Source organism: Sphingobacterium puteale (assembly GCF_003627955.1).
Taxonomy (GTDB): domain Bacteria; phylum Bacteroidota; class Bacteroidia; order Sphingobacteriales; family Sphingobacteriaceae; genus Sphingobacterium; species Sphingobacterium puteale.
On sequence record NZ_RBWS01000001.1, the window covers coordinates 140615 to 166393 of the forward strand.

Below are 25779 nucleotides of genomic sequence, written 5' to 3' on the forward strand. Positions count from 1 at the left end.
TAAAGGGTGACAAGGATTTAAATATTTTTTAACAAAAAAATAATAAGGGGGATAAATTCTGGATTTAAGCGCTTCAAAAGCATTTTCATGCCGCGTTGTTTTTGTGTTTTTACAGTATTGATACTAATTTGCAGCTCTTTGGTGATTTCCAAATTAGATAACCCTTCCAGATAGCCTAATCGAAAAACTTGCTGACAGGCAAAGGGCATTTGTTCAATTATTCGATATATCTCCTGGATAACTTCACTGTGAATCATATTTAATTCCAATGCAGTATTGTCCTCTTCGGTAAAACCAACAACATTCCAGTATTTTTGACGAACCTTTTCATGGCGAATGTGATTATAACAAGCAAATCGGACCGAACTATAAAGATAATTCTTTATTGCAATCTCATTATCACTCACTTGAACCGTATTTTTAAAGTATGTTATAAATGAGTCTTGTACCAGATCTTCAGCAACGGTAAGATCGCCAACTATCTTCCAGGCAAAATGACACAGGCCATTATAGTGCGTCTTGAACAATACTTCTTCTTTTTGCATAGTTAGATTACTTTCGCTCTCACTTTTCTATTGTAATAACTATAGATGAGATTGTTATTTAGGGTAAATAAACACATCCAATTCCGGATGTTTAATAATTGTATTGTAAAAATGCTTATTTATTTTGTGAATAGCAAAAATATTTTAGCAGTTACAAAATAGTTTTTCATCCGAACTAAACAAATTGTAATTTTGGTTATCCAATTTGTCCAAAATCATCCCTTTTTATACTTTAACAAGCAATAAAACATTCTAAAAATTCTAATTTCCGTCTTTTTTCCCTATATTGTAGACTTTCAAAAAAAACCTTCATAGCCAGATATGTATCAACAGCGATGAAATTTCGAAGGTTCTTATTGAAAAACGTATACTTCCAATAAAAATTAAAACAAAGACTAAATGCTATTTACTGTTCTATCAGGATTAATAACATCGAGCCTTATTGTTCCATTTGGTAGATTCCTAAAAACCAAATGGGGTTTTATTCTCGCATTCTTACCGGTACTCCTATTTCTGTATTTTACAAAATTTGTGGTACCTATCGGCCAGGGATCTTATTTTGTCCAATCCACAGCGTGGGTTCCGTCATTAGGTATCAATCTGGATTTCAAATTAGATGGGCTCTCCCTGCTTTTCGCCTTGCTAATAACTGGAATAGGAGCGTGTATATTCTTCTACGCGAATGCCTATCTGAAGGGACAAAAATACATCGACCGATTTTTCGGCTACCTCTGTTTGTTTATGTCCGCCATGTTGGGTCTGGTGCTTTCGGACAACATGCTCTTGCTCTTTATCTTCTGGGAACTAACATCCATTAGTTCGTTTTTCCTGATCGGCTTCAATAACGATCAGGAGGATTCCAGGAAAAGTGCAATGACTGCACTATCCATTACAGGTCTTGGCGGGTTCTTTCTGCTTGCCGGTTTTGTATTAATGGGCAATATCGCCGGCACGTATAATATCAGCGAACTTGTCGACAAGGTTTCTTTGATTCAACAGCACCCACTTTTCCCGCTTATTTTTGGACTGGTCGCGCTCGGTGCCATTACAAAATCTGCCCAGTTTCCCTTCCATTTTTGGCTGCCGGGGGCAATGAAGGCCCCAACACCGGTATCAGCTTACCTTCACTCTGCAACTATGGTGAAAGCAGGGATATATTTGCTGGCCCGCTTCTCGCCAATCTTGGGCGGAAATCCGATCTGGATGTATTCGCTTATGATCATCGGTGGTATTACCATGCTCTACGCAGCATTTCACTCGCTTTTCAGAACGGATCTTAAGGGGGTGCTGGCTTATTCGACAATATCCGCACTGGGGATCTTGATTTTCTTACTTGGGCTTGGGTCTAAGGAAGCTGTCATCGCTGCAAGTGTTTTTATTCTCGTGCACGCCTTGTACAAAGCTGCGCTGTTCTTAATTACGGGTATTATAGACCATGAAACCGGGACAAGGGATCTCACGGTTCTACAGGGCTTACGCAAAGTCCTGATGCCTGTTGCCATTGCTGGCTTTCTTGCCGCTCTCTCCAGTGCAGGCGTGCCCTTGACCTTTGGATTTATTGGAAAGGACCTGATCTATGAGGCTACTTTACATGCTGCCCCTAGTTTATTCCTCTACTTGACAATAGCCGCCGTAGCAACAAACATACTGCTGGTATCGGCTGGATTTATGGCTGGAATCAAACCCTTTATCGGCAGATTACCTGAACAGTTTGACCATATCCATTTACCTTATAAATCGTTGTGGATCCCACCGTTGCTTTTGGCAATACTGGGAGTGATCTTTGGTTGCTTTCCCGGTTTTGTTGGCGACTGGATTTCCGGACCAACCGCAAACAGCATCTTGGCGCAACAGGAGGTCTTTCATCTAAAAATATGGCATGGTTTTAACCTCATACTTTTGCTGAGTGCCATCACCATCTTGGTCGGAACGCTTGTATTTATTTCCAACACGCCTAGTCACAAGAAACTGGTCTGGATCGCTACGTTTGAGAAAATTTCGCCAGCGAATATTTTCAACGCATGTGCCCACGAAATTGAATTATTTTCGGCCTTTTTTACCGCAAAGATGCACAATGGCTATCTACGCTCCTATTTATTGAAGATCATTCTATTCGCAGAATTATTGATTGGTTATCAGCTTTACCTGGGCGGTCCATTACACATCAAATGGGATACCCTGTCACCTGTGAGTTTCTATGAGGTGACAACCGTATGTATCTTAATCGGCGCCATTGTATTGACGATCAGAACCTCATCAAGATTAACCGCAGTGGTAGCGACAAGTGTTGTAGGCTATGCGATATGCCTCATCTTTGTGTTCTATAGTGCACCGGATCTAGCAATGACACAATTTACGATTGACACTTTAACAGTGGTTCTTTTTGTACTGGTCCTTTTCAAATTACCGTCTTTCCTAAATTTGGCAAACCGACGTACCATCATTCGGGACGCCGTGGTCGCCATCATATTTGGCATGCTGCTTTCCATGGTCGCCTTACGTGTCTTACATGAACCGACAACCACAGATATTAGTGACTTCTATGGTGATTATGCTTATGTATTGGCCAAAGGAAAAAATGTTGTCAATGTGCTGCTCGTGGACTTTAGGGGCTTCGATACCATGTTTGAAATCGTTGTGCTGAGCATAGCTGCCCTGGGTGTCTATAGCTTACTAAAATTACGTTTAAAATCCTCTGATAAAGAGTAAAATGAAAAAGTTAAAATTGGAAATTAAAAAGGGAGTCAGTACGTAAGCCTTAGGCTTGTATCATTAAAATCTCAATACTCCTATCTAACTACTCAATACTATAAAATGAATAGCACGATATTACAAACCGCGACGCGGTATCTCTTACCGATACTTTTATTATTTTCGGTATTCCTCCTGCTTAGGGGGCATTACTATCCCGGCGGGGGATTTGTAGGTGGCCTGGTCGCATCCATTGCTTTTGTACTGCATAGTTTTGCCTTTGGTACTCAGAACACCATGAAACTCATTCAATATAAGCCCCTGTCATTAATTCCCATCGGCCTGGGTGTTGCTGCGGTAAGCATGTTTCTCCCTACCTTTTTTGGCTATCCGGTCATGACCGGACTCTGGCTGGAGGAGAAGATCCCCGTCATCGGTATGATCGGCACTGCTCTGTTTTTTGATCTCGGAGTATACTTTGTGGTCATTGGGGTCGTATTGACTATTTTATTCACGATCGCTTTAAATAAGGAGGAGGAATAATGGAACTGATTCTCGTTTTATTGATCGGTATTCTATATGCCGCTGGAATATACCTCATCTTGCGACGCAGCATGGTAAAACTACTTTTGGGGATCATGTTATTGGGCAATGGTACCAATATTTTGATCTTTTTGTTGGGTAATATTATCAAAGGTAAGCCGCCCATTATTGATCCTGATTTAAAAGTATTTACGGACATCTATGCGGATCCTATTCCGCAAGCGCTTATTTTAACTGCAATCGTGATCAGTTTTGGCTTGACTTCGTTTGCTATTGTACTGCTTAAACGTGTTTACGCATTGCTGGGCACGGATGATTTGGATGATTTGAACACGCCTGAGGAAGAAGATATATGATAGACAACCAGATTATTGCCACGGTGATCGTGCACCTTTTTATTGCCATTGTACAACTGATGTTCTGGCGGAAATCGACTGCGCAGCGTTTTTTGAGCGTAGGTGGAAGTATTTTAGCACTTATTCTTGCATTTAAGCTTTTTTTCAAGGTCTATGACGGCGAAATCCTGACCATGAATGCGGCTAATTGGAAGGCTCCATTTGGAATCGTCTTTGTTGCGGATCTATTCAGTAGCACACTTGTTCTCCTCACCTCAATTGCAGGACTTGCCGTTTCCATTTTTTCCTGTGTGGGTGTCGGAAGACAACGTATTTTATATGGCTATTTTCCTATTTTTCATTTCCTGATGATGGGCTTAAATGGAGCATTTTTGACTGGAGATATTTTTAATCTATACGTCTGGTTTGAGGTTATTATCATCTCTTCATTTGTGCTGATGACACTGGGTGGGCGTAAATCACAATTGGAAGGTGCAGTAAAATATATGGCCATGAATATATTGGCTTCTACATTCTTCTTGACAGGTATCGGGATCTTATACGGGATCTCGGGCTCGCTCAATATGGCTGACTTGGCCATGCGTATACCCAAGATACAAAATCAGGCACTCGTCGAAATTACGGCTACTTTTTTCCTGATTGGTTTTGGTATCAAATCTGCTGTCTTTCCGCTTTATTTTTGGCTTCCCTCTTCCTATCATACACCGCCCTCAGCCGTCGCCGCGACCTTCGGCGGATTATTGACCAAAGTGGGAATCTATGCCTTATTCAGGGTATTTTCTTTATTGTTTATCCCAAACCATTTCACCAAAGAATTGTTGGTCATATTGGCTGTACTCACGGTTTTAACCGGCGCTTTTGGTGCTTTGATTAAGACAAATATCCGAAGGTTATTCTCCTACCTGATTGTTTGCCATATTGGTTTTATGATTGGCGGTTTAGGTTTATACAGCAAATGGGCGCTATTGGGTGCTATTTTTTATCTTATTCACGATATCATGGTAAAAACGAACTTGTTCTTAATGGCAGGCGTCATTCGGCAGCTCCGGGGTACCATGGATATGAATAAATTGGGTGGTCTTTATGCACAATACCCAAAGATTTCCTTACTTTTCGCTATTGTCCTCTTCTCCTTGGTAGGTATCCCCCCTTTATCCGGATTCTGGCCCAAAATCTATCTTTTTAAAGATGCCTTTCAATTGGAGAAATATGCGTTTGCCGGAGCACTGATCATCGGAAGTTTTATTACGCTCTATGTCATTGCCAAAATGTGGGCTCAGGTCTTTTGGAAGGATGCCCCGCAGCCAGAAATCATCGAAGACAAATTTGCCAAAATGATCGGCTACAGAAAAACAATGCTGCTCTTGCCTGTGATTATATTGGCATCTGCATCGCTTTATATCGGATTTAACGCAGAGGCTATTATACACCTTGCAGATCGGATCGCTACGCAACTATTGGATACTTCACCTTATATAAATGCTGTATTGGGAGGACAGAATTAATATGATAAAGCAGTTTTTAATGAACCTCATGCTCTCCTTTATTTGGGTGGCACTGACAGGATCAATGTATTATTCAAATTTCCTGTTCGGTTTTTTACTTGGCTTTGCCATTCTTTGGATCATGAATAAGAATGAGGCGGATCAACGTTATTTCTATCGTGTTCCAAAAACAGTCAGTTTTATTCTTTTTTTCCTCTGGGAGATGATCGTCGCCAATGTTCAGGTTGCTTACGATGTCATTACACCAAAGTTTTTTATTAAACCGGCCATCGTCAAGTATCCTATGGATGCCAAAACTGATCTGGAGATCAATTTGCTTTCAACGTTTATATCACTCACACCGGGCACACTTATTCTGGATGTAAGCGAAGATAAGAAAACGCTTTTTATACATGTGATGTACATGAAGAGCAAGGAGCAATTTGTCTCCACACTTAAAAACAATGTTGAACGCCGACTTTTAGAACTCTTACGATGACTTTAACTACTTACTTCGATTATGTTATCCTGCCGATATTAACGATATCGGTTATACTTGCGTTTATCCGCCTGTACAAAGGCCCGCAGATCTTTGACAGGGTCATTGCGCTGGATCTCATTATCACAATTGGAATTGGAATTATTACAGTCTATAGTATACGGACTTCGCAGGAAGTATTTTTAGATATTGCCATGATCTTGGCCCTGATCGCATTTTTAGGAACTATAGCCTTTTCATTTTATTTAGAAAAACAAAGCAATGATGACTGATATTACGTTAGCAATTTTAAGCACGATCGGCGCACTGGCCATATTGTTCGCTTCAATTGGCATATTAAGAATGCCGGATTTCTATTTACGGCTTTCTGTGACCGTAAAAGCAGCGACCTTAGGCGTTGGTCTTTTATTGATCTGTGCCGCAATGACATTCCCGGATGTGTCCGTAACGACCAAAGCGATAGCAATTGGTTTCTTTCTCATTTTGACCGCACCAGTTGCCGCTCATATGATCGGACGGGCTGCCTATATACAGCGTGTAAAAACCTGGAAAGGAACAACCTTAAACGATCTGGAAAAAGAAGGGCAGCTGGATTGCAGAAAAGAAAATTTTTAAACTTTGCTGTTTCAATATTTGGTTAAACGGCACCATCAACAAAATACCTTCGACACAGATAAGGGGTCAAAATTTTGACCCCTTATCTGTGTCGGTTCGATTTCAATAGATCATGCCCCCCTGACTTCCGCTAGAGGAACTAAAAAATAATGCAGACCGGAGCCGGAACTTTAATTTCCTTACCCGTGTCAGTCAATAATCCGGTCTTGGGATCACGACTGAACAAAACAATATTATTGGTATACTGATTAGCCACCAGCAGGTATTTTCCATCGGGAGAAAGATTAAAATTCCGCGGCCCTTTTCCTTTTACTGAAGTATTGGACAGTTTTTTCAATCCTCCGTCTTTTTCCACCGAAAAGATCGCTATCGTATTTGCATCACCGCGGTTGGTCGCATATATAAATTTTCCGTCTGCAGAAATCTTAATATCTGCGCCACCATTCTGACCCTTGAATCCCTCGGGGTTGATTTCGTAGGTACTCTGATACATCCAATCATTGCCCTCTTTCTTAAAAGAGGCAATTTGTCCGGTCATTTCCAATATTGCATAAAGGAATTTTTCCTTTTTATCGAAAACAATATGACGGGGTCCTCCACCTGCCGGGGTAAAGAAATCTTCGGATGCTTCGGCTAGGCTAAAAGCATCTCCACTCTTGTTAACCGGAAACACCGAGATTTGATCCAATCCCAGATCCTGCACATATAAGCGGTCGCCTTTGCTTGAAAAAAAAGCAGAATGGACGTGTGGCTTTTCCTGGCGGACGGGATCAACGCCTTTGCCTTCATGTTGCACCAGCCGGCTTCTTTTACTTAAGACACCATTTGACTCGAGATCAAATAGAGCAGCCGATCCACCAGTGTAGTTTGCAACAGCGAGCAGATTCCCTTTCGGATGAACTTCAACAAAACAAGGTGATTCTCCGCCTGTAGGGAGTGAATTTAAGAAAGTTAATTGTCCATCCTTAAATGAATAGGCGGAAACTGTACCCTCCTGGTTTGGAAGTTCGTTGACTGCGTAGATAAAATTATTATTCCGTGCCAGAAAGGACGGATCCTTACTTTCCTGTGTACTGACTAGTGCGGCCTCACCGGTCTTTGTATCGAAATTATAGATATAGATACCTTTGCTTTCTGTTTTGTTCGTATAGGTTCCAACAAACATTGGAATCTGTTGTGCAAAACTTGCCATCGGTAAAAGTGTCATCAGATAAATAAAAGCTTTTTTCATATGTATACAATCTATTAAAAAATAAAATACCAAAATTTCGCCTTTGTTCGCACTATGAGGCAAAAAATCAAGATACTTTTCGACCTTATCATTAGCGCCGATAAACTTGTTAAATTAGGTTAAAACCGCCCTTTCTAAGAGGCAAATCCGTATTTTTAGCGAATCAATTTTAACAAGTCGAAAATCTCCATTTGAAATATTGGGATTATAAAAATATTGTTAAATAAAAATACGAATAATTCATATAATCTGATAATTTTGTGCTGTTGTTCAAAATAGTATCTATTGAACGACAGAATCGGGAGATTATTAGTGATCTAGATGATTTCATCGTGACACGGATCTGTATGACCTGTACAGGATTTACAAACTGTTCGCGACTGTTTCATCAGCATTTAGAAATATATTATTTAGATGAAACCATCATGATTTATTCAAGAATAGATCTGACAGCTTCATCACAAATGAAAAAAAACCGAGTGAAACGAGTTCATTTATACCGATGAGATCGACACTTATAAATAATTTAAAAAGATGAAAAAAAACATATATATATTGTTTTTGTTGCTGTTTGTATCAATTCAGGCCAGCTTTGCACAAAATCAAATTATTGACCGTGTAGTGGCCACTGTTGGTTCGGGAATTATCCTACAATCTGATTTGGATATGCAATATTCACAATGGCTTGCCCAAGGGAATAAACCAAATGAGAAGTTTAAATGTGGAGTTCTTGAGCAATTGATCATTCAGAAGCTCCTTTCCCAACAGGCAGTAATTGACTCCATCGATGTGACAGAAACAGAAGTGGATGACAACTTAAATTCTCGCTTGCGCCACATGTCGCAACAGGCTGGTGGTCAAGAACGGCTGGAAAAATTCCTGAACCGTTCTTTGCTGCAATACAAAGAGGAAATGCGCGCAAGTGTTTTCGAGCAGTTGAAAGCGAATAAGATGCAACAAAATATCGTTCAAAAAGTGGACGTAACGCCACTTGAAGTAAAACGTTATTTTGAAGGATTGGATCAAGATAGCCTTCCTTATTTCAATACGGAAGTTGAGATCGGCGAAATTGTTATGCTGCCTCAATTGACCGACGAAGAGAAAAAAGAGCAACGTGAGAAGATCGAGGGTATCCGCAAGCAGATTGTCGATGGCTCAGATTTCGGAACCATGGCTCGCCTTTATTCACAAGATCCGGGTTCGGCGCCATACGGTGGTGACCTTGGCTTTGGTACCCGTGACAATTATGTAAAAGAGTTCTCGGCAATGGCTTTTAAATTAAAGCCGGGAGAGATATCACCTATTGTTGAGTCAAAATATGGCTTTCACATCATTCAGGTACTGGAAAGACGGGGTGAAGAGGTGCATACCCGCCATATTCTGATGAAAATGAATCCCGGTGCAGCTGCTTTGGAACGGACCAAAAACAAATTGGACAGCATCTATAAATTGGTTGTCGACAAGAAATTAGATTTTTACCACGCTGCTACCAACAATTCTGACGCTGAAGAAAGCAAATTTAATGGTGGTATGGTCTTAAATCCACAAGGATCCAGCCGTACAACGTTAATTCCGATGGATGGATTAGAGAAGTCCGTATTTACAGCCATTGACCCACTAAAACCGGGGGAATATTCAAAACCGGAACAATTCACCGATAAAACCGGAGAGATAGGTTACCGTTTTAACTATCTTAAAACCCGTATCCCGCCGCATAAAGCAAACTTAGATCAGGATTTCACCAAGATCAAGGATGCAGCAAAAGAAGATAAAGTACGTCGTAATCTGAGCAAATGGTTTGACGATAAAGCGAAGAATACTTTCATAGATATCAGTGATGACTTTGGCGCTTGTGAAGAACTAGAAAAATGGAGAAAAAAATAAAGAATTTCTCCCTACTCCAAAATAAAAAAGACTTGATGCATTCAAGTCTTTTTTATTTTATTTTCTAGAATAGCTCCAGTCTATTTCTCAAACATCATCTCGATCAGGATATTCCAGTTTGCCTTCTTTACATCATCTTTTGCCAGTTCACTCAGTTGCCATATCCGGATATAATTATACTTAACGACCTTATCTTTTTGTCGTACAGTTGCAGTTCCTTTTGTATAGGCAAAATCTCCGCTATAAGAACGTTTTACTTCTTCCGGAACCGTTTCGATCGTCATTCGTTGTTTCTTCAGGTAGGCCATCATTTTATCCTTTCCTTCCATCGGACTCGTCCAGGGAAACAGAAACCGTACATCTTCACTCAAAAATTCTTTGTAAGCCGTAGGATTGTCCGCTTTAAGGACAGTGGACATCAACTTATCGGTTTCCAGAACAATATCTTCACGCTGGTTTAAACGCACCTTGGACCGATGCTTGAGGTACCATGAATCCGTCGGTTCAATAAATTCCAGATCAAAGTCACCATCCTTACCATTATTCTCCACTTCGGCACGGATATCAACTAACCATTTTCCTTTCTTGTTGCGTTTCCATACTGTCAGGTATTCCCCGTGGCGCAATCGGGCGCCCACTTTCTGAAAATCCATGGCACCAGATGTCACCCCAAACTCCAGGCTTTTAGCAACAAGCGCAAAAGTAGGCTGCCAGTCTAATACATCTGGAATATTGGGCCTATTATTGAGGTAATTGTATGCATTTACCGCCGAAGGAACATAAAATGTGGATTCTTTGTCAATAATAGATAAAAATGCCTGATGGGGAGTTGAGGCTTTCGCCAATGCTGCGGCATCTTTATCAGCCTGTAGTAAGCTCCCTACTTTTTCGGGTATTTGTGCGTACAATGTTGTACCCATTGTACTCACCAATGCAACAATGGATAACCTGTTCCAAAAATTCATATGCAAATGATTATTTATCAGAGTTCATTTTTTTGTATTGGATGAACTCGTTACACTCGGTTTTCTTTTAAAGGCGACAGGAAATATTCTCTGGTTTTAAACGTATCTAAACTTTCCAACGATGAATATTCCATTTTTTTCCTCTTTTTTTGATTCGATTTTTTATCTATCAAATCTTATTCCAAAGTGTTCCTTCTTTACTATCTTTCAGTTGGATACCAATTGCATTGAGCTCATCACGTATGCGATCCGAAGTGACAAAATCCTTATTTGCTTTTGCCTCATTACGTAATTTGATCACTAGGCTTATGACATCGTCAATATCATCTGTCCCCGAAGCTTGATCATTTCGCAGTCCAAGAATATCTTCGACAAACTCTTTCATGAAAATTTTTAGCTTTTCCAATCCTTCTTCAGAGACTTTTGCTTTACCGTCATAAATGGAGTTTATGACCCGCACGATCTCAAATAATTCAGCGATCAGCACCGGACTATTGAAATCGTCATCCATTGCGGCATAACATTTATGACGAATTTCTGCCAGATTGAACGAGTCAGCTCCATTTGAAACCTTGAGTTTATCCAGCAATCCCATGGCGCTCATCAAGCGCTTATACCCCTTATCAGCAGCATCCAGTGCTTCATTGGAAAAATCCAATGTACTTCGATAATGCGCCTGTAGCATGAAGAAGCGAACAGCCATTGGCGAATAACCCCTATTTAACAAGGGGTGGTTGCCGGTGAACAGCTCCCCCGGTAAAAATCCATTACCCGCGGATTTGGACATTCTTGCACCATTAACCGTCAGCATATTTGTATGCATCCAATATTTAGCAGGTGCAGTATGATTACAGGCTTCAGATTGTGCGATTTCGTTCGTATGATGTGTAGCCGCCAGATCCATTCCACCGCCGTGTATATCAAACTGGTCACCTAAATACTTTCTGCTCATTGCCGAACATTCAATATGCCATCCCGGAAATCCAACGCTCCAAGGTGCCGGCCAGCGCATAATCGTTTCGGGTTTTGCTTTGATCCACAGCGCAAAATCCAAACGCCCTTTTTTTTCATCCTGCCCACTCAACTCCCGCGTATTGTTCAGCATGTCTTCCAATTTGCGATTGGTCAATACGGTATAATCATACTGCTGTACGTATTTTTCAACATCAAAATAGACTGTACCATTTGTTTCATAAGCATAACCATTGTCAATGATCTGTTCGATCATTTCGATCTGTTCAGAAATATGACCTGTTGCAGTTGGTTCAATGCTCGGCGGCAAGGTATTGAAAAGACGCAAAACATCATGAAAACCAATGGTATACTTCTGCACGATTTCCATTGGTTCCAGCTGTTCCAGCTTAGCCTTTTTTGCAAACTTATCATCTCCTTCATCACGATCGCCCTCCAAATGCCCTGCATCTGTAATATTGCGTACATAACGTACTTTATACCCCAAATGACGTAGATACCTAAAAATCAGATCAAAAGAAATGAACGTTCGACAGTTACCTAAATGTACATCGCTGTAAACGGTAGGTCCACAAACATACATCCCAACAAGGTTGGCGTGGATCGGTTCGAATTTTTCCTTTGTTCGCGAAAGCGTATTGTATAAAAAGAGATTGTGGTCCATGTTTGTTCTCTGCTTGGAAATCTATTTTTGTCTGAAATATATTTGAATAGGCACACCTGTAAAGTCAAAGTGCTCACGCAATTTATTCTCAATAAAGCGTTTATATGGATCTTTGATATATTGTGGCAAATTACAGAAGAAGGCAAACATCGGTGTTCTTCCTGGCAATTGTGTCACATATTTAATTTTGATATATTTTCCCTTTAAGGATGGAGGTGGATAGCTCTCGATAATATCCAGCATCACTTCGTTCAACTTCGAAGTCGGAATCTTTTTTGTTTTGTTCGCGTAAACCTTGTCAGCCACTTCCAGTACTTTTAGGACACGTTGTTTTTCCGTTACCGAAGTAAAGATAATTGGCACATCCGTGAATGGTGCTATTTTTTCTCTGATCCGATCTTCGAAGGCTTTCATCGTCTTGTTGTCCTTCTCGATCAAATCCCATTTATTGACGACGATTACGATACCTTTACGATTTTTCTCCGCCAAGTTAAAGATATTCACATCTTGCGCTTCCAAGCCATCCTGAGCATCCAACATCAAAATAGTCACATCAGAATCCTCCAATGCTTTGATGGTACGCATTACCGAATAGAATTCGATATCTTCGTTTACTTTTGATTTACGGCGAAGACCGGCAGTATCGATCAAAAGGAAATTATGTCCATATTGATTGTAATGAATCCGGATAGAATCCCGTGTTGTGCCCGCCATAGGCGTTACGATATTACGGTCTTTACCGATCAATGCATTTGTCAATGAGGATTTGCCCACATTTGGACGACCTACAATTGTATATTTAGGTAAAGCTTCATCTTCTTCCTGCTCTTCTTCAAAGTGCGATACGACAGCATCTAATAGCTCTCCGGTACCAGAACCTGTTGCAGATGAAATATTGAATACTTCTCCTAAACCGAAAGCATAAAATTCGGCAGATTCATGATGCAATTTAGCATGGTCAACTTTGTTGGCTACCACATATACGGGTTTAGAGCTTCTTCTGAGGATATCAGCGATTTCATCATCCAGGTCAGTAATACCAGTAGTAACATCTACCATGAATATAACGACTGACGCTTCCTCAATAGCGATGTATACCTGATCACGGATTGCCTCTTCAAAGACATCATCCGAACCATGTACAAAACCACCTGTATCAATTACTGTAAATTTCTTTCCGATCCACTCCGCCGTCTCATAATGACGGTCGCGCGTCACCCCGCTAAAGTCATCAACAATCGCTTTTCTACTTTCGGTAAGACGATTGAATAAGGTAGATTTACCTACATTTGGGCGACCAACAATTGCAACAATATTTGCCATATTTATTTTATTTGATCCACCTACTATCACAGCAGACGGCACTTTTATGCTAAATTACACGTTAAGGGTACAAAGATACGGATTCAAAAGGGATTATGGAGACACAAAAACAAAAATGGCTTTACCGTGAAGTAAAGCCATTTATAGGGTTTAAATTATGAATATTCGTCTAGTTAGACGTTGGATTCTGCGTTAATTTCCCCGGATAAGAGTTGATGGCATCCTGAGGAATGAAATATGTTACCCTAAAATCAGTTGGGGCAATATCTTCAAACTGCTTTTGCGGCCCTGGATACGTTCTGTTTAGCGGTTCACCATTACGGAAAACATCATAACTACGTTCAGCTTGGAATGCCAACTCCAATTGCCGCTCCTTATCAATTAATTTACTTGCATTATTTGCATCAAGTGATGTATACCCGCCATTGACAATAGAACGATTTCTGATGGTGTTCAGATCATTCAGGGCAGCACCATAGTTGCCTAATTTTGCCTGCGCTTCGGCACGATTCAAATAAATTTCACCTAGACGGCTAATTACTGGTGAATGCAATTGCGACTCTTCACCTTCACGTGAACACTTTACGATATAAAATTGTGGATAGGCACGATTCAGCGAAATATAGTAGTCAATCACACCTTCATATGTTTTTCCATCCTCATAGGCAATAGAATAGGTCTGTTGTGCCGCATTGACAGCTTTTAGCGTATAGTCTTTAACAACGTCCTTATCATCGACCTTTTTCACCTCACGGACGGTCACGGTACCGCCATTGATTGTCACAGGAAGCTGCATATAACTCGTCGTCAATGGGTCTCCAGCTTTCTTTGGTACATCTTGCTTAACAAATCTAAATACAGTTGAATATTTACCCTTGTCATCTTTGGAATAAGTAGGCTCAATAAAGGCGGCACGTGCGTCAACAATGGAATAACGATCAGGTCTCCAGTCATTACGGCCAGTCTCATTTAATAGATCAATGTATTTTGCACTAGCATACATTTCTCCCCAGCCCATACCCCCGATATTGGAGTACATACCACCAATACCATAGTAATGATCATCGCCAGAAAACTCGGTAGCAACACGTTTCACCGCAAAAATAGTTTCCGCATTATCTTCAGGTTTGAATGTATTGTACTTCATGAATTGAGCACGCCCCAATAAACTGTACTTACCGGAGTTGATCACTTTATCCGCGTATTCTACCGACAAACGCGCATATTCAGCATTCGGATTTTTATAAGTACCACTCATATACAAGTATATACGGGAGAGCATTGCCTGAGCAGCTTCTTTCGATGCATAGGAATGTCCTTTATTGACCGTAATCAAGGCTTCGGCTTTTTTTAAGTCACTGATGGCCTGCGCATAAGTATCTTTCACCGTAGAGCGGTCAGGAAAATTCAAATCATTGATCACATCATCAGGTGTACCGTTTACAATGGGAACACCAAGGTTTGTCTCTGGACTTTGGTAATACGGTTTCCCAAATGCGCGGCAAAGGTAAAAATACATCATTCCGCGGATGTAATAACATTCGCCTAATTTATTATCCATCTCCGCGCTTTCTCCCTCTGCGTAAAGCTTAATAATATTGGAAGACTGTGCGATTGCTTTGTAGCCATAGTCCCAAAAATTTTGCAAACGGTAGTTATTCGGTGTTCTTGCGTAGGAGATAAATTCATAAAAAGCATCTGTAGATGACCCACGGATCATCATGTTATCTCCGGCGTATTCGCCTAAACGGTGCATTGGATCCGACCATTGTTTTAATTGAGCATAAGTCCCAGTGACCATTGCATCTGGATTATTGACAATCATGTCGCCGTCCATTGAATTTTTTGGTAACCGGTCTATATCACATGAGGATACCGCTGTAGCGACCATTAATCCCATTAATATCTTTTTCATTGTTCTTTTTCTAAACGTTAAAATTAAAATGTTACGCTCGCGCCAAACATAAACTTGCGAACCATTGGGTACACCGAAACTCCTGTCGATCTGACGATCTTACCACCGGCACCTTTTCCATCCGGTTCAGTTAATGGAATTTCTGGATCAACTCCTGAATAATTTGTAATCGTAAATAAATTCTCGCCGGCTAAGAAAACACGCAAGTTTTTAACATTATATTTCTTTAGGTCAAAGTTATACCCTACTGTCAAAGATCTCATCTTTAAAAAATTATTACTTTCCAAAAAGCGCGTGGAAGGTGAGTTGCCTTTATCCTGGTTGTCGTATCTTGCTATTGGGTGAGTAGCGACGTCCCCAGGTTTTTCCCAGCGTGTCCACCCGTCCTGAAGTTTCATTTGATTACGGTCGGTATATGTACCATCCGAATCAAACTCCTGGCGTGAATAATTATAGATTTTACCACCCAGCGAAAAACCAAACACTGCATTTAAATCAAACTGTTTGTAGCTCAAGAACGTGTTAAACCCACCAAAAAGATCAGGATTCCCTTTTCCGGCCTTACGGAAAGTCGCCTCTGAATAATTTGAAGTAGTCGTTCTTGTCTCGTTTCCATCTGCATCCGTTCCATATTTGTACCACATCGGAAGACCATTATCGGAATTTACTCCTGCCCATTCCTTTAAATAATAGGTATCAATTGGATTTCCAGGTTCAAACAAACGTTGTGCTGAACCAGCTATTCCCAAATCATCGCCAGCAATAATGGGTTTAGATACGGGATTACCATTTGCGTCCTTTGTCGTGTATAATTCGGTCAGCTTATTGACATTATGGCTTAAATTCAGATCCACGCTCCAATGCCAATCGTTATTCCGAATAATATCACCACCGATGGTCAATTCGACTCCACGGTTTTGCATTTCACCAATATTCTTCCATACATGGTTGACACCTGTCAAGCTGCTGATCGGAACATTATACAAGATATTATCCGTACGCTTATTATAGTAGTCGAAATTCAGACGAACCCTATTTTGGAATAACGCGGCATCAACTCCGACCCCTGTTGTATATGTACGCTCCCAGGTCAGATCAGGGTTGGCATGTTGATCGATCAATGCTCCAGGGATTCCATCATAACTTGACGTAATTTTCACGGAGTAAAGCTTATATTGCGGATACAAATCACTTGGACGGTTACCCACCGAACCGTAAGCAGCTCTTAACTTCAGGTTATCTACCCATGGCGCGTTAAACCAGCTTTCTTTATTAATGTTCCACCCTCCACTGATTGAGAAGAAATTTCCATATTTTGCATTTGTCCCAAAATTGGAAGCGCCATCGCGACGAAAGGACACTTGAGCCAAATATCTGTTATCATAAGCATAATTCGCATTGGATAATAAAGACTGAACTGCCCATTCGGTAATCCCCCCTTTAAAACGTTCTGGTTTTGCCGTTACATCCGGCACCTCAAATCCAGGTACAATACCCGTACCAGCGGCATCTAATGATTTATCTTTATAATCATTATATTCATAAGCAACAAGACCATTTAAGCTATGCTTATCCCAAGTTTTATTGAAACGTAAAATATGGTTGGTATAACGGCGTGTAAACTCTTTACGATATTCTGAAATACGCCCGATCACACCTTCGCCACTATTTGAGCGAGGATCTGTGTAATCTGTCGCCGAGTAGCTGATGTATCTATAGTTATTGACAGAGGAGAATGTCAACCAATCGGTCAACTTAACATCAAAATCCAGATTACCCATAAACTCGTAGTTGGAATTTTCGGACTTGTTCCATTGCAGATCATACAAATAGTTGGTACTTTGCGCATTTACCCATGAGCTACTACGGTGTGGCACGAGATTACCATTTGCGTCGTACGGACTGTCCCAAGGTAAATTGGAGTACATCGCACCAACATCATATTGACGATCTTCAACTGAACGCTTGGAACCAACGATAGATGGCTTGATAGTCAACCATTCAAATGGTTTATAATTCGTACGCAATCTAAAATTATAGCGATCATAGTCGTAACCTTTTACCGCACCAGCCTCATTATAATAACCTAATGACAAATAGGACTGTAATTTTTCCGTCCCTCCTTGAATAGAGACATTATGATTTTGGACAAATCCGGTCTTCGTCGCTAATTTCCACCAATCGAAGTTACTGTTGCGTAATTCGGGGTTCCAGCGTGTAAATTGAATTTTCTCAGGGTTCGAAAATGATGCAAAGTAATCGTAAAGCTCTGCACCATCCATCATTTCCATGTTACCATTGGTCAGTTGGTTGATCCCCATTTTTGTGGAAAAGCTAATACTTGTTTTTGATGCAGATGGATTTTTAGTCGTTACTACTACTACGCCGTTTGCGCCTTGCGACCCGTAGATCGAAGTTGAAGCTGCGTCTTTTAGAATTGTTAGCGATTCGATGTCATCTGGATTGATATCGCCAGGGCTACTTCCAACAATTACGCCGTCAATTACCCACAAGGGACTTGTGGTCCCGCTTATCGTGGCCTGCCCACGAATGACAACCCCACCGTTTGATCCCGGTTTTCCCGCTCCTGGTGCGACATATACACCAGCAGCTTTGCCGTTTAGCATGTTTTCTACGGATGGCGTTGTCACGTCACGCAATTTGTTGCCTTTGACCGCCTGAAGTGCCCCAGTCAAGCTTTCCTTTTTTTGTTGCGTTCCGTACCCTACAATAACAACCTCTTCCAATGCTTCGCTATTGGACTCCATGCTGATACTGACCACGGAACCCATTACGGTCACTTCCTGTGTCTTGTAACCGACGCTATTGATCACTAAAACGTCTCCATTTTTAGCCTCAATGCTAAATTGACCATCAGCTCCAGCCGAAGTAGAACGTGAGGTACCTTTAACACTAATGGTTGCTCCCGCTAGGGGACCATCCGCGGACTGTACTTTTCCACTTACTTTTTGCTGAAAAACAGCACTGTTCAACAGAACATTACGGTCTGGAAATTTAAGACCATTAGCATTAGCTGGGTTGTGTGTACTTGTTATGAGTAAAGCTAATGATAACAGACTCAACTTGTGATTGTCGAGAATCTTTGAAATCATAATATCTAATAGTTAGTTTAAAAATTGATTAGCGTGCTAATCAAAATTTAGGTACATGAATGCTAAAACTAGAAGAAGATAGGGGCATATCAAAATTCCAACAGCACGAAATCGATTGCGCCAATTAAACAAACGATTGCATAAACATCCTATTGCAACAAAAATGTTCCGTTCTTATTTGAGATCTTGAAAGAATAAGGTATACTCCAAATCCGAGGGGGTAAAATAATAGTCGAATATTAAAATGAGCGAAGCATAAATGAAAAAAGCCGAGGTTATCACCTCAGCTTTCTCTTTAGTAGCGGGGACCAGACTCGAACTAGTGACCTTCGGGTTATGAGCCCGACGAGCTACCAACTGCTCCACCCCGCAATGTATTTTTGATTTCTTTAAAAGAACCGGTCATTGCAAACCGGCTCTTTCTTTTAGTAGCGGGGACCAGACTCGAACTAGTGACCTTCGGGTTATGAGCCCGACGAGCTACCAACTGCTCCACCCCGCAATGTATTTTTAATTTCTTTAAAAGAACCGGTCATTGCAACCGGCTCTCTCTTTAGTAGCGGGGACCAGACTCGAACTAGTGACCTTCGGGTTATGAGCCCGACGAGCTACCAACTGCTCCACCCCGCAATGTATTTTTAATTTCTTCAAAAGAACCGGTCATTGCAACCGGATCTTTCCTTTAGTAGCGGGGACCAGACTCGAACTAGTGACCTTCGGGTTATGAGCCCGACGAGCTACCAACTGCTCCACCCCGCAATATATTTTTGAACAAAATTGCTTTTTTCTTTTGAAAAAACAAGATTATGATCCTTCCGAATTGGAGTACAAAGATATATTTTGTTTCTTTGTAATCCTAATAAAATTTAGAAAAATGTCACATAAAGCAGGATTCGTAAGTATCATCGGAAAGCCAAATGCTGGTAAGTCCACCCTAATGAACGCTTTAGTAGGTGAAAAGATGTCTATCATCACACCCAAAGCGCAAACGACAAGACACCGCATTATCGGTATTGTAAACGATGAAGACCATCAAATTGTGTTTTCCGACACACCGGGTGTCATCAAACCAAACTATTCTTTACAGGAATCAATGATGAACTTTGTCCAGGGATCGCTTATTGATGCGGACATTATTTTATTTGTGACTGATATCCACGAGAAATACGACGAGAATGACGTATTGGAGAAATTGCGTAAAACGAATTCTCCGGTAGCCGTCCTGATCAACAAAATAGATAAATCTTCTGAAGAAGAGGTAAAGGCCAAAATTGAATTCTGGCAAGAAAAGCTAAATCCGGACACAATCTTTGCTATCTCAGCCAAGTTGGATCATAATGTATCCGCTGTCATGCAATACATCAAAGATAAGTTGCCGATCCATGAGGCTTACTACGAAAAAGATGAACTGACAGACAAGTCCATGCGTTTCTTTGTCTCCGAGATGATACGTGAAAAAGTATTTAAACTGTATGACAAGGAAATTCCTTACAGTACAGAAGTGATTGTTACTTCCTACAAAGAAGAAGCAAATATTACGCGCATTGCCGCGGAAATTATTGTTGAACGTGATTCCCAAAAGAACATTATCATCGGTAAAGCGGGTGCGATGATCAAAAAAGTGGGCACCTACGCCCGTCAGGATATAGAGGAATTTATTGATGGAAAGGTTTTCCTGGAACTTTTCGTGAAGGTAATTCCTGACTGGAGGAGCAAAAAGAATTACCTCAAACGTTTTGGATACGACGATTAATCAAGTATTGAGTAGATCGTATTGAGTATTGAGATTTGGTTGTACAAGCCTATGGCTTACAAGCTGTCTTCAATTTCTTGTCTTGACTCTTCAGATGTGATACGGAGATTTTTGTTTTGCAGCCCTAGCCTGACAAACTTGTCTCACTAAAATATGTACGAAGTGCTTTAATCTGCTTCAGATTGAGCACTTTTTTTAGGTCTTCATCCGAAGCTTCCTTCACTCGTTTAACAGATTTAAATTCGGTCAGCACCCTTTCCACCGTTGTTTTCCCGATACCGGGTATATTTTCCAATTCAGACACAAAAGTCTTTCGGCTACGTTGATTACGGTGAAAAGTAATACCAAAGCGGTGGGCCTCATCACGCAGATGCTGAATGACCTTTAACGTTTCCGATTTCTTGTCTAAATACAGCGGATACTGATCCCCGGGATAGAAAAGCTCTTCCAGTCGCTTGGCAATACCGATGACTGTTACCTTACGTTCTATCCCTAGTAAGCGCAAGCTTTTTAATGCAGCACCTAACTGTCCCTTACCACCGTCGATAATAATCAATTGCGGCAAGGATTGATCCTCATCCAATAACCTTCTGTACCGTCTAAAAACAGCCTCCTCCATGGTTGCAAAATCATTCGGTCCCTCCACTGTTTTCACATTAAAATGCCTATAATCCTTTTTGGAAGGCTTTGCATCTTTAAACACCACAATGGCCGATACAGGATAATTTCCCTGAATATTGGAGTTGTCAAAACACTCAATATGTTGTGGCAATACATTCATGCGGAGATCTTTCTGCATCTGTTTTAAAATACGCTCAGTGCGGATATCCGGATTCAGCTTTTCATATTGCAACAGGCGTTCCTTTCTGAAGAAAGCTACATTTTTTTGGGATAGCTCCAACAACTTTTTCTTCTCGCCCAGCTTAGGAACTGTAAAACGTATCCGTTCATTTTCCTCAATATCCAGTTCAAACGGCACAATAATCTCACGCGACAGACTTTTAAACCGTTCACGTATTTCGGGGATGGCCAGAGACAGGAGTTCCTGCTCACTCTCATCCAAGCGACGTTTCATTTCAAGGGTCTGCGTCTGAATAATGACGCCATTCATTACCTTTAGATAATTGACAAAGGCATACCCTTCATCCGAAGCAATACTAAATACATCCACGTTGGTTATCGAAGAATTGACCACGGTCGATTTGCTCTGATAATTATCCAGTTTATCGAGTTTGGCTTTAATCAATTGTGCCCGTTCAAAATCAAGTGAAGCTGCTGCTGCGGCAATGCTTTCCTTTAACCTATTGGTGACCACGGAAATTTTACCATTCAGAATATCTTTGATGTCACTCAGGTTCTGATCGTAATCTTCTTCAGACTGATAGCCTTCGCAGGGCCCCTTACAGTTTCCGATCTGATATTCGAGACAGATTTTGAACTTACCTTTTCGGATATTATCCTGCGTAAGTGCCAGATTACATGTCCGAAGCGGAAACAATTCCCGAATCAGATCAAGTACGATATGCATCATACCGACAGAAGGGTATGGCCCATAATAGCGGGAACCATCCTTAATGAATTGCCGGGTCCAAAACACTCTGGGAAAAGGTTCATTCTTAATGACAATCCATGGATAGGTCTTGTCATCCTTGAGCATGACATTGTATTTTGGCTTATGCTTCTTGATCAATGAATTCTCCAGCAACCAAGCATCAATTTCGGTATCTACTATAGTAAAAGAAATACGGTTGATCTTACGGACCAAAACACGGGTCTTACCGTTCAATTGATTTTCATTGACAAAATAAGACCCCACCCGGTTACGAAGGTCTTTCGCCTTACCGATATAGATCAGTTCATCGTGTTTATCAAAATACTGATAGACCCCTGGTCGATGAGGTATTTTCTTTAATTCTTCTCTATAGTCAAATGTCAAAACTCTAAAAATTAAAAAGTAAAAAACGGAGGCAGCTTGTAAGAAATGGGCTATCAAACCAAAGCCTCCATGATCACATCTGAAAAGTCAAAACAAGAAAATGAAGACCATTTGTAAGCCGCAGGCTTGTCCAACCAGAATCTCAATACGCAATACTACTACTCAATACTAAGATTAAAATCCCAAACGGTCATCCTTTAGTTTCGGCTCATCCTTAGTGCTTGAGTCTGTAGATCCGTCTTCGACATCAGAGCCGCCACCACCCCAATACTGATTACAGTCAATAACGCGGGTAAGTCCACCCTGCGGTTGTTCGAAATCACCTTTCGTATATTTTAAGTTTGAATCTTTGTAGACCTTTTGCATAAAGAAAGCAAAGACTGGCATAGCTGCGGCAGCCCCCTGCCCATATTCCATCCGGTCAAAACTGATTCCGCGATCCTCTGCTCCCGTCCAGACCCCTGTAACCAATTCTGGAGTAATACCGATAAACCATGCATCAGAATTGTCATTGGTTGTACCCGTTTTACCACCGATCGGATTGGTGAGCTTGTATTTCCACTGAATACGTCGTGCAGTACCCTGAGATACAACTTTTTTCAGCATATCAACAATAATATAAGCGGACTCGCTATTTAGCGCTTTAACAACTTTCGGTGCCTTATCATAGATTGGTGTACCATTTTTGTCTTCTATCCGTAAAATCGCTGTTGGTTCGATCCAGGTACCCTGATTAACGAAGGCAGAATAAGCGCCGACCATATCAAAGACCGATGCTTCGTAGGCGCCTAAGGAAATGGAAGGATAATTAGGTATATCGCTTGTTATTCCCATGCGTTTGGTTAATGCAGCAACCTCTGCTGCACCTACTTCATGCACGAGATAAGCCGTAGCATAGTTTTGGGAATAGGCTAATGCTTTTGCCAGGGTAATCGGGTTACCTCCTTGCGCATTTCCGCGTGGTGTCCAACCGTTGTAAGTTTGTTGGTAATTAGGAATACTATAACAAGGCGAATAACCGTTATCGATAGCCACTGCGTAGGTAAATGGCTTAGCCGTAGACCCTACCTGCCGTGTTCCCATTTTAACCTGGTCATATTTGAAGTGGTCAAAATCAATTCCGCCAACCCAAGCCTTAATATGACCTGTTTTTGGTTCCATGGACATCATGGCATTCCGTAGCATTAGCTTGTTGTATTTAATGGAATCCATTGGCGTCATCATGGTATCTTTACTGCCTTTCCAGGTGAAAATATTCATCGCAACTTTCACATTGAAGGCTTTTTTGATCTGATCGTCATTTAATCCCTCTTCGCGTAATATCCGATAACGATCAGAACGTTTCATTCCACTGATCAGCAGTTTCGCTTTATCTCCTTTGAACGGATCCCTATTTTTCCACTGCGCTGAAAATTTCGATTGCAACTGCTTCATCCATTCTTTCTGCGCATCCTCAGCATACTGTTGCATGGACATATTGATGGTCGTATAGATCTTTAATCCATCGCGATCCAAGTCATAAGGTGTCCCGTCAGCTTTAACAATCTTAAGATTAGCAAATTCCTTCTTAATCTGATCCTTCAATACAGCTCTAAAATAAGGTGCCAGCCCTTCCCCGTAGTTTGCGATTTTCAATTCCAGTCCGAGTGGCTTCTCCTTCGCATTCGATGCTTCTTCGGCAGAAATAAAATTGGCCGCCACCATATTATTTAATACAGTGTTACGCCGAATTTTTGACTTCTCAGGATACCTTACGGGTGAATAAGCTCCGGGACCTTTCAACATGCCCACTAAAAGCGCCGCTTGTTCAGCAGTTAATTTATCCGGCGTGGTATTGAAATAAGTTCGGGCTGCAGATTTTATCCCAAATGTATTATATGCACCGAAATCCACCGTATTGAAATACATGGTAATAATCTCATCCTTAGTATAATTTCTTTCCAGACGGACAGCAGTCACCCACTCTTGAAATTTTTGGATAACCCGTTTTAAAAAGTTCTTTTGGCGGCCATCAGAAAAAAGATTGAGCGCCAGCTGTTGCGTAATGGTACTTCCCCCCTGTTTATTGCCGGTCAATGTATGGAAGATCACGGTAAAGGTACGTGAATAATCTATCCCAGAATGGTCATAGAAGCGCTTGTCCTCTGTGGATACCAATGCTTTGACCAAATAGGGAGACAGCTCACTGTATTTAACATTCGACCGGTTCTGTACATAATAAGTCCCTAATACTTTATGATCCTCCGTAATGACCTCAGACGCTAAATTACTTTTTGGATTTTCCAGATCGTTAAACGAAGGCAATTTTCCAAATAGTCCAAGGCGTATACTCAATATAAACAGGAATCCCAAGGCTACAATACCGATAATGATCTTCCAAAAATTGAACGTATATCGTTTTATATCGCCTTCAGTAAGTTGATTTTTTTTTGATACTCGCTTCATCTATTTACTAAATTTCATGTGCAAATATTATTCATTTATGCTTGTTTTCATTGGCATTGATGAATGTACTGCATTTTGTTTTTTAAGGCTACATGGAATATCCAGTTTTTTGATCCGTGTCTATTTTTTTATTTGGATATTTCACTATTTGCTCTTATATAGACTTCAATAAGATTTTAATGTCCACTCTATCAGATAATGTGCCAAAGAATGCTTCATGGCAAAGGTATTACTAATTCATTCAAAAGTTTGCATGAAAACATGAAAATGTTTCCTTTTACTAAGTTGATGATGATGTTATACCCGTTCTATCAAACAGACAGCATAAGCAACGACTCCCTCTTGCCTACCGATAAAACCCATTGTTTCATTAGTGGTTGCTTTGATGGAAATATCATCCGCATCCAGACCTGTAGCTTCAGCAAGTTTGACCTTCATCTGTGGAATATAAGGCTTGATTTTAGGTGCTTCAAGGCAAAGCATCGCATCAATATTGCCAAGTTGATATCCTTTTGCCTGAATCAATTTCATACATTCTTTCAACAGCAACAAGCTACTGATCCCTTTCCAGCGCATATCCGTATTGGGGAAGTGATAACCGATGTCTTCCAGGTTTGCAGCGCCCAAAATAGCATCACAGATGGCGTGGACCAACACATCGGCATCTGAGTGACCAAAAGCTCCTGCATGATGCTCCAACTGTACTCCTCCAACAATAAATGGATGCCCCGCCTCTATTTGATGGACATCAAACCCAAATCCTACCTTGATTTTCATGATTACTATTAAAATTATGAGAATACGTTTTTCAACGTAATAAATAAGTTCGTTTCGCTTTGTTTGTT

Annotated in this window: 19 protein-coding genes and 4 tRNA genes; 9 read left to right on the forward strand and 14 right to left on the reverse strand. The window is 40.8% G+C overall.

What is annotated here, in order from left to right:
* Positions 1-17: 17 nt before the first annotated feature.
* Positions 18-545, reverse strand: a complete 528-nt coding sequence (locus D7322_RS00610; RefSeq protein ID WP_121120554.1) for an RNA polymerase sigma factor — start codon at positions 543-545, stop codon at positions 18-20.
* 399 nt (positions 546-944) lie between these two features.
* On the opposite strand from D7322_RS00610, the gene D7322_RS00615 reads away from it, so the two are divergent.
* The 7 genes from D7322_RS00615 to mnhG all read left to right on the forward strand — a co-directional run bounded on the left by D7322_RS00615 (position 945) and on the right by mnhG (position 6733).
* Positions 945-3254 carry a putative monovalent cation/H+ antiporter subunit A gene (locus D7322_RS00615; protein ID WP_121120555.1) on the forward strand — a complete coding sequence of 770 codons (2310 nt, stop codon included), beginning with the start codon at positions 945-947 and terminating at the stop codon, positions 3252-3254.
* Between the two features lie 105 nt (positions 3255-3359).
* Positions 3360-3779 carry a Na+/H+ antiporter subunit B gene (locus D7322_RS00620; RefSeq protein ID WP_121120556.1) on the forward strand — a complete coding sequence of 140 codons (420 nt, stop codon included), beginning with the start codon at positions 3360-3362 and terminating at the stop codon, positions 3777-3779.
* On the forward strand, positions 3779-4135 hold the full coding sequence (locus D7322_RS00625) for a Na+/H+ antiporter subunit C (protein WP_104383872.1): 357 nt from the start codon (positions 3779-3781) through the stop codon (positions 4133-4135). Before D7322_RS00620 ends, D7322_RS00625 begins: the two co-directional genes overlap by 1 nt.
* Positions 4132-5640, forward strand: coding sequence for a proton-conducting transporter transmembrane domain-containing protein (locus D7322_RS00630; protein WP_121120557.1), 1509 nt, complete (start codon positions 4132-4134; stop codon positions 5638-5640). Before D7322_RS00625 ends, D7322_RS00630 begins: the two co-directional genes overlap by 4 nt.
* A gap of 1 nt (position 5641) precedes the next feature.
* Positions 5642-6118, forward strand: a complete 477-nt coding sequence (locus D7322_RS00635; protein ID WP_108634981.1) for a Na+/H+ antiporter subunit E — start codon at positions 5642-5644, stop codon at positions 6116-6118.
* Positions 6115-6390 carry a monovalent cation/H+ antiporter complex subunit F gene (locus D7322_RS00640; RefSeq protein WP_121120558.1) on the forward strand — a complete coding sequence of 92 codons (276 nt, stop codon included), beginning with the start codon at positions 6115-6117 and terminating at the stop codon, positions 6388-6390. The genes D7322_RS00635 and D7322_RS00640 overlap by 4 nt, the downstream gene beginning before the upstream one ends.
* Positions 6380-6733 carry a monovalent cation/H(+) antiporter subunit G gene (mnhG, locus tag D7322_RS00645; protein WP_245971213.1) on the forward strand — a complete coding sequence of 118 codons (354 nt, stop codon included), beginning with the start codon at positions 6380-6382 and terminating at the stop codon, positions 6731-6733. The genes D7322_RS00640 and mnhG overlap by 11 nt, the downstream gene beginning before the upstream one ends.
* A gap of 139 nt (positions 6734-6872) precedes the next feature.
* On the opposite strand, the gene D7322_RS00650 is transcribed toward mnhG, so the two are convergent.
* A complete protein-coding gene (locus D7322_RS00650) occupies positions 6873-7964 on the reverse strand; it encodes a lactonase family protein (RefSeq protein ID WP_121120560.1) in 1092 nt (363 codons plus the stop codon).
* Between the two features lie 534 nt (positions 7965-8498).
* On the opposite strand from D7322_RS00650, the gene D7322_RS00655 reads away from it, so the two are divergent.
* Positions 8499-9848 (forward strand): peptidylprolyl isomerase, encoded by a 1350-nt coding sequence (locus tag D7322_RS00655; RefSeq protein ID WP_121120561.1) that lies wholly within the window; start codon positions 8499-8501, stop codon positions 9846-9848.
* A gap of 80 nt (positions 9849-9928) precedes the next feature.
* Here the strand turns inward: D7322_RS00655 and D7322_RS00660 are convergent, their stop codons facing one another.
* The 9 genes from D7322_RS00660 to D7322_RS00700 all read right to left on the reverse strand — a co-directional run bounded on the left by D7322_RS00660 (position 9929) and on the right by D7322_RS00700 (position 19559).
* The gene (locus tag D7322_RS00660; RefSeq protein WP_121120562.1) at positions 9929-10813 is read right to left on the reverse strand and encodes a DUF4440 domain-containing protein; all 885 of its coding nucleotides are present in this window, start codon (positions 10811-10813) and stop codon (positions 9929-9931) included.
* Positions 10814-10982: 169 nt separating this feature from the next.
* Entirely contained in the window at positions 10983-12449 is a 1467-nt protein-coding gene (gene cysS / locus D7322_RS00665) for a cysteine--tRNA ligase (RefSeq protein WP_121120563.1), read from the reverse strand.
* A gap of 21 nt (positions 12450-12470) precedes the next feature.
* Positions 12471-13772, reverse strand: a complete 1302-nt coding sequence (der, locus tag D7322_RS00670) for a ribosome biogenesis GTPase Der (protein ID WP_104384042.1) — start codon at positions 13770-13772, stop codon at positions 12471-12473.
* A gap of 169 nt (positions 13773-13941) precedes the next feature.
* Entirely contained in the window at positions 13942-15687 is a 1746-nt protein-coding gene (locus D7322_RS00675) for a RagB/SusD family nutrient uptake outer membrane protein (protein WP_121120564.1), read from the reverse strand.
* Between the two features lie 23 nt (positions 15688-15710).
* A complete protein-coding gene (locus tag D7322_RS00680) occupies positions 15711-18800 on the reverse strand; it encodes a SusC/RagA family TonB-linked outer membrane protein (RefSeq protein WP_121120565.1) in 3090 nt (1029 codons plus the stop codon).
* Between the two features lie 299 nt (positions 18801-19099).
* Positions 19100-19172: transfer RNA gene (locus D7322_RS00685), tRNA-Met, on the reverse strand.
* Between the two features lie 57 nt (positions 19173-19229).
* Positions 19230-19302: transfer RNA gene (locus D7322_RS00690), tRNA-Met, on the reverse strand.
* A gap of 55 nt (positions 19303-19357) precedes the next feature.
* Positions 19358-19430: transfer RNA gene (locus D7322_RS00695), tRNA-Met, on the reverse strand.
* Between the two features lie 56 nt (positions 19431-19486).
* A tRNA-Met gene (locus D7322_RS00700) sits at positions 19487-19559 on the reverse strand.
* A 115-nt stretch (positions 19560-19674) separates the two neighbouring features.
* On the opposite strand from D7322_RS00700, the gene era reads away from it, so the two are divergent.
* On the forward strand, positions 19675-20553 hold the full coding sequence (gene era / locus D7322_RS00705; RefSeq protein ID WP_077437022.1) for a GTPase Era: 879 nt from the start codon (positions 19675-19677) through the stop codon (positions 20551-20553).
* A 124-nt stretch (positions 20554-20677) separates the two neighbouring features.
* On the opposite strand, the gene uvrC is transcribed toward era, so the two are convergent.
* The 3 genes from uvrC to ispF form a co-directional block, all read right to left on the reverse strand.
* Positions 20678-22489 (reverse strand): excinuclease ABC subunit UvrC, encoded by a 1812-nt coding sequence (gene uvrC / locus D7322_RS00710; RefSeq protein WP_183078572.1) that lies wholly within the window; start codon positions 22487-22489, stop codon positions 20678-20680.
* A 174-nt stretch (positions 22490-22663) separates the two neighbouring features.
* On the reverse strand, positions 22664-24934 hold the full coding sequence (locus D7322_RS00715; RefSeq protein ID WP_121120566.1) for a transglycosylase domain-containing protein: 2271 nt from the start codon (positions 24932-24934) through the stop codon (positions 22664-22666).
* Positions 24935-25231: 297 nt separating this feature from the next.
* A complete protein-coding gene (gene ispF, locus D7322_RS00720; RefSeq protein WP_121120567.1) occupies positions 25232-25711 on the reverse strand; it encodes a 2-C-methyl-D-erythritol 2,4-cyclodiphosphate synthase in 480 nt (159 codons plus the stop codon).
* Positions 25712-25779: the final 68 nt, after the last annotated feature.

Bases quoted from the DNA above. Each gene is read 5' to 3' on its own strand.
- D7322_RS00610 (WP_121120554.1), bottom strand. From the start codon at position 545: ATGCAAAAAGAAGAAGTATTGTTCAAGACGCACTATAATGGCCTGTGT.
- D7322_RS00615 (WP_121120555.1), top strand. From the start codon at position 945: ATGCTATTTACTGTTCTATCAGGATTAATAACATCGAGCCTTATTGTT.
- D7322_RS00620 (WP_121120556.1), top strand. From the start codon at position 3,360: ATGAATAGCACGATATTACAAACCGCGACGCGGTATCTCTTACCGATA.
- D7322_RS00625 (WP_104383872.1), top strand. From the start codon at position 3,779: ATGGAACTGATTCTCGTTTTATTGATCGGTATTCTATATGCCGCTGGA.
- D7322_RS00630 (WP_121120557.1), top strand. From the start codon at position 4,132: ATGATAGACAACCAGATTATTGCCACGGTGATCGTGCACCTTTTTATT.
- D7322_RS00635 (WP_108634981.1), top strand. From the start codon at position 5,642: ATGATAAAGCAGTTTTTAATGAACCTCATGCTCTCCTTTATTTGGGTG.
- D7322_RS00640 (WP_121120558.1), top strand. From the start codon at position 6,115: ATGACTTTAACTACTTACTTCGATTATGTTATCCTGCCGATATTAACG.
- mnhG (WP_245971213.1), top strand. From the start codon at position 6,380: ATGATGACTGATATTACGTTAGCAATTTTAAGCACGATCGGCGCACTG.
- D7322_RS00650 (WP_121120560.1), bottom strand. From the start codon at position 7,964: ATGAAAAAAGCTTTTATTTATCTGATGACACTTTTACCGATGGCAAGT.
- D7322_RS00655 (WP_121120561.1), top strand. From the start codon at position 8,499: ATGAAAAAAAACATATATATATTGTTTTTGTTGCTGTTTGTATCAATT.
- D7322_RS00660 (WP_121120562.1), bottom strand. From the start codon at position 10,813: ATGAATTTTTGGAACAGGTTATCCATTGTTGCATTGGTGAGTACAATG.
- cysS (WP_121120563.1), bottom strand. From the start codon at position 12,449: ATGGACCACAATCTCTTTTTATACAATACGCTTTCGCGAACAAAGGAA.
- der (WP_104384042.1), bottom strand. From the start codon at position 13,772: ATGGCAAATATTGTTGCAATTGTTGGTCGCCCAAATGTAGGTAAATCT.
- D7322_RS00675 (WP_121120564.1), bottom strand. From the start codon at position 15,687: ATGAAAAAGATATTAATGGGATTAATGGTCGCTACAGCGGTATCCTCA.
- D7322_RS00680 (WP_121120565.1), bottom strand. From the start codon at position 18,800: ATGATTTCAAAGATTCTCGACAATCACAAGTTGAGTCTGTTATCATTA.
- era (WP_077437022.1), top strand. From the start codon at position 19,675: ATGTCACATAAAGCAGGATTCGTAAGTATCATCGGAAAGCCAAATGCT.
- D7322_RS00715 (WP_121120566.1), bottom strand. From the start codon at position 24,934: ATGAAGCGAGTATCAAAAAAAAATCAACTTACTGAAGGCGATATAAAA.
- ispF (WP_121120567.1), bottom strand. From the start codon at position 25,711: ATGAAAATCAAGGTAGGATTTGGGTTTGATGTCCATCAAATAGAGGCG.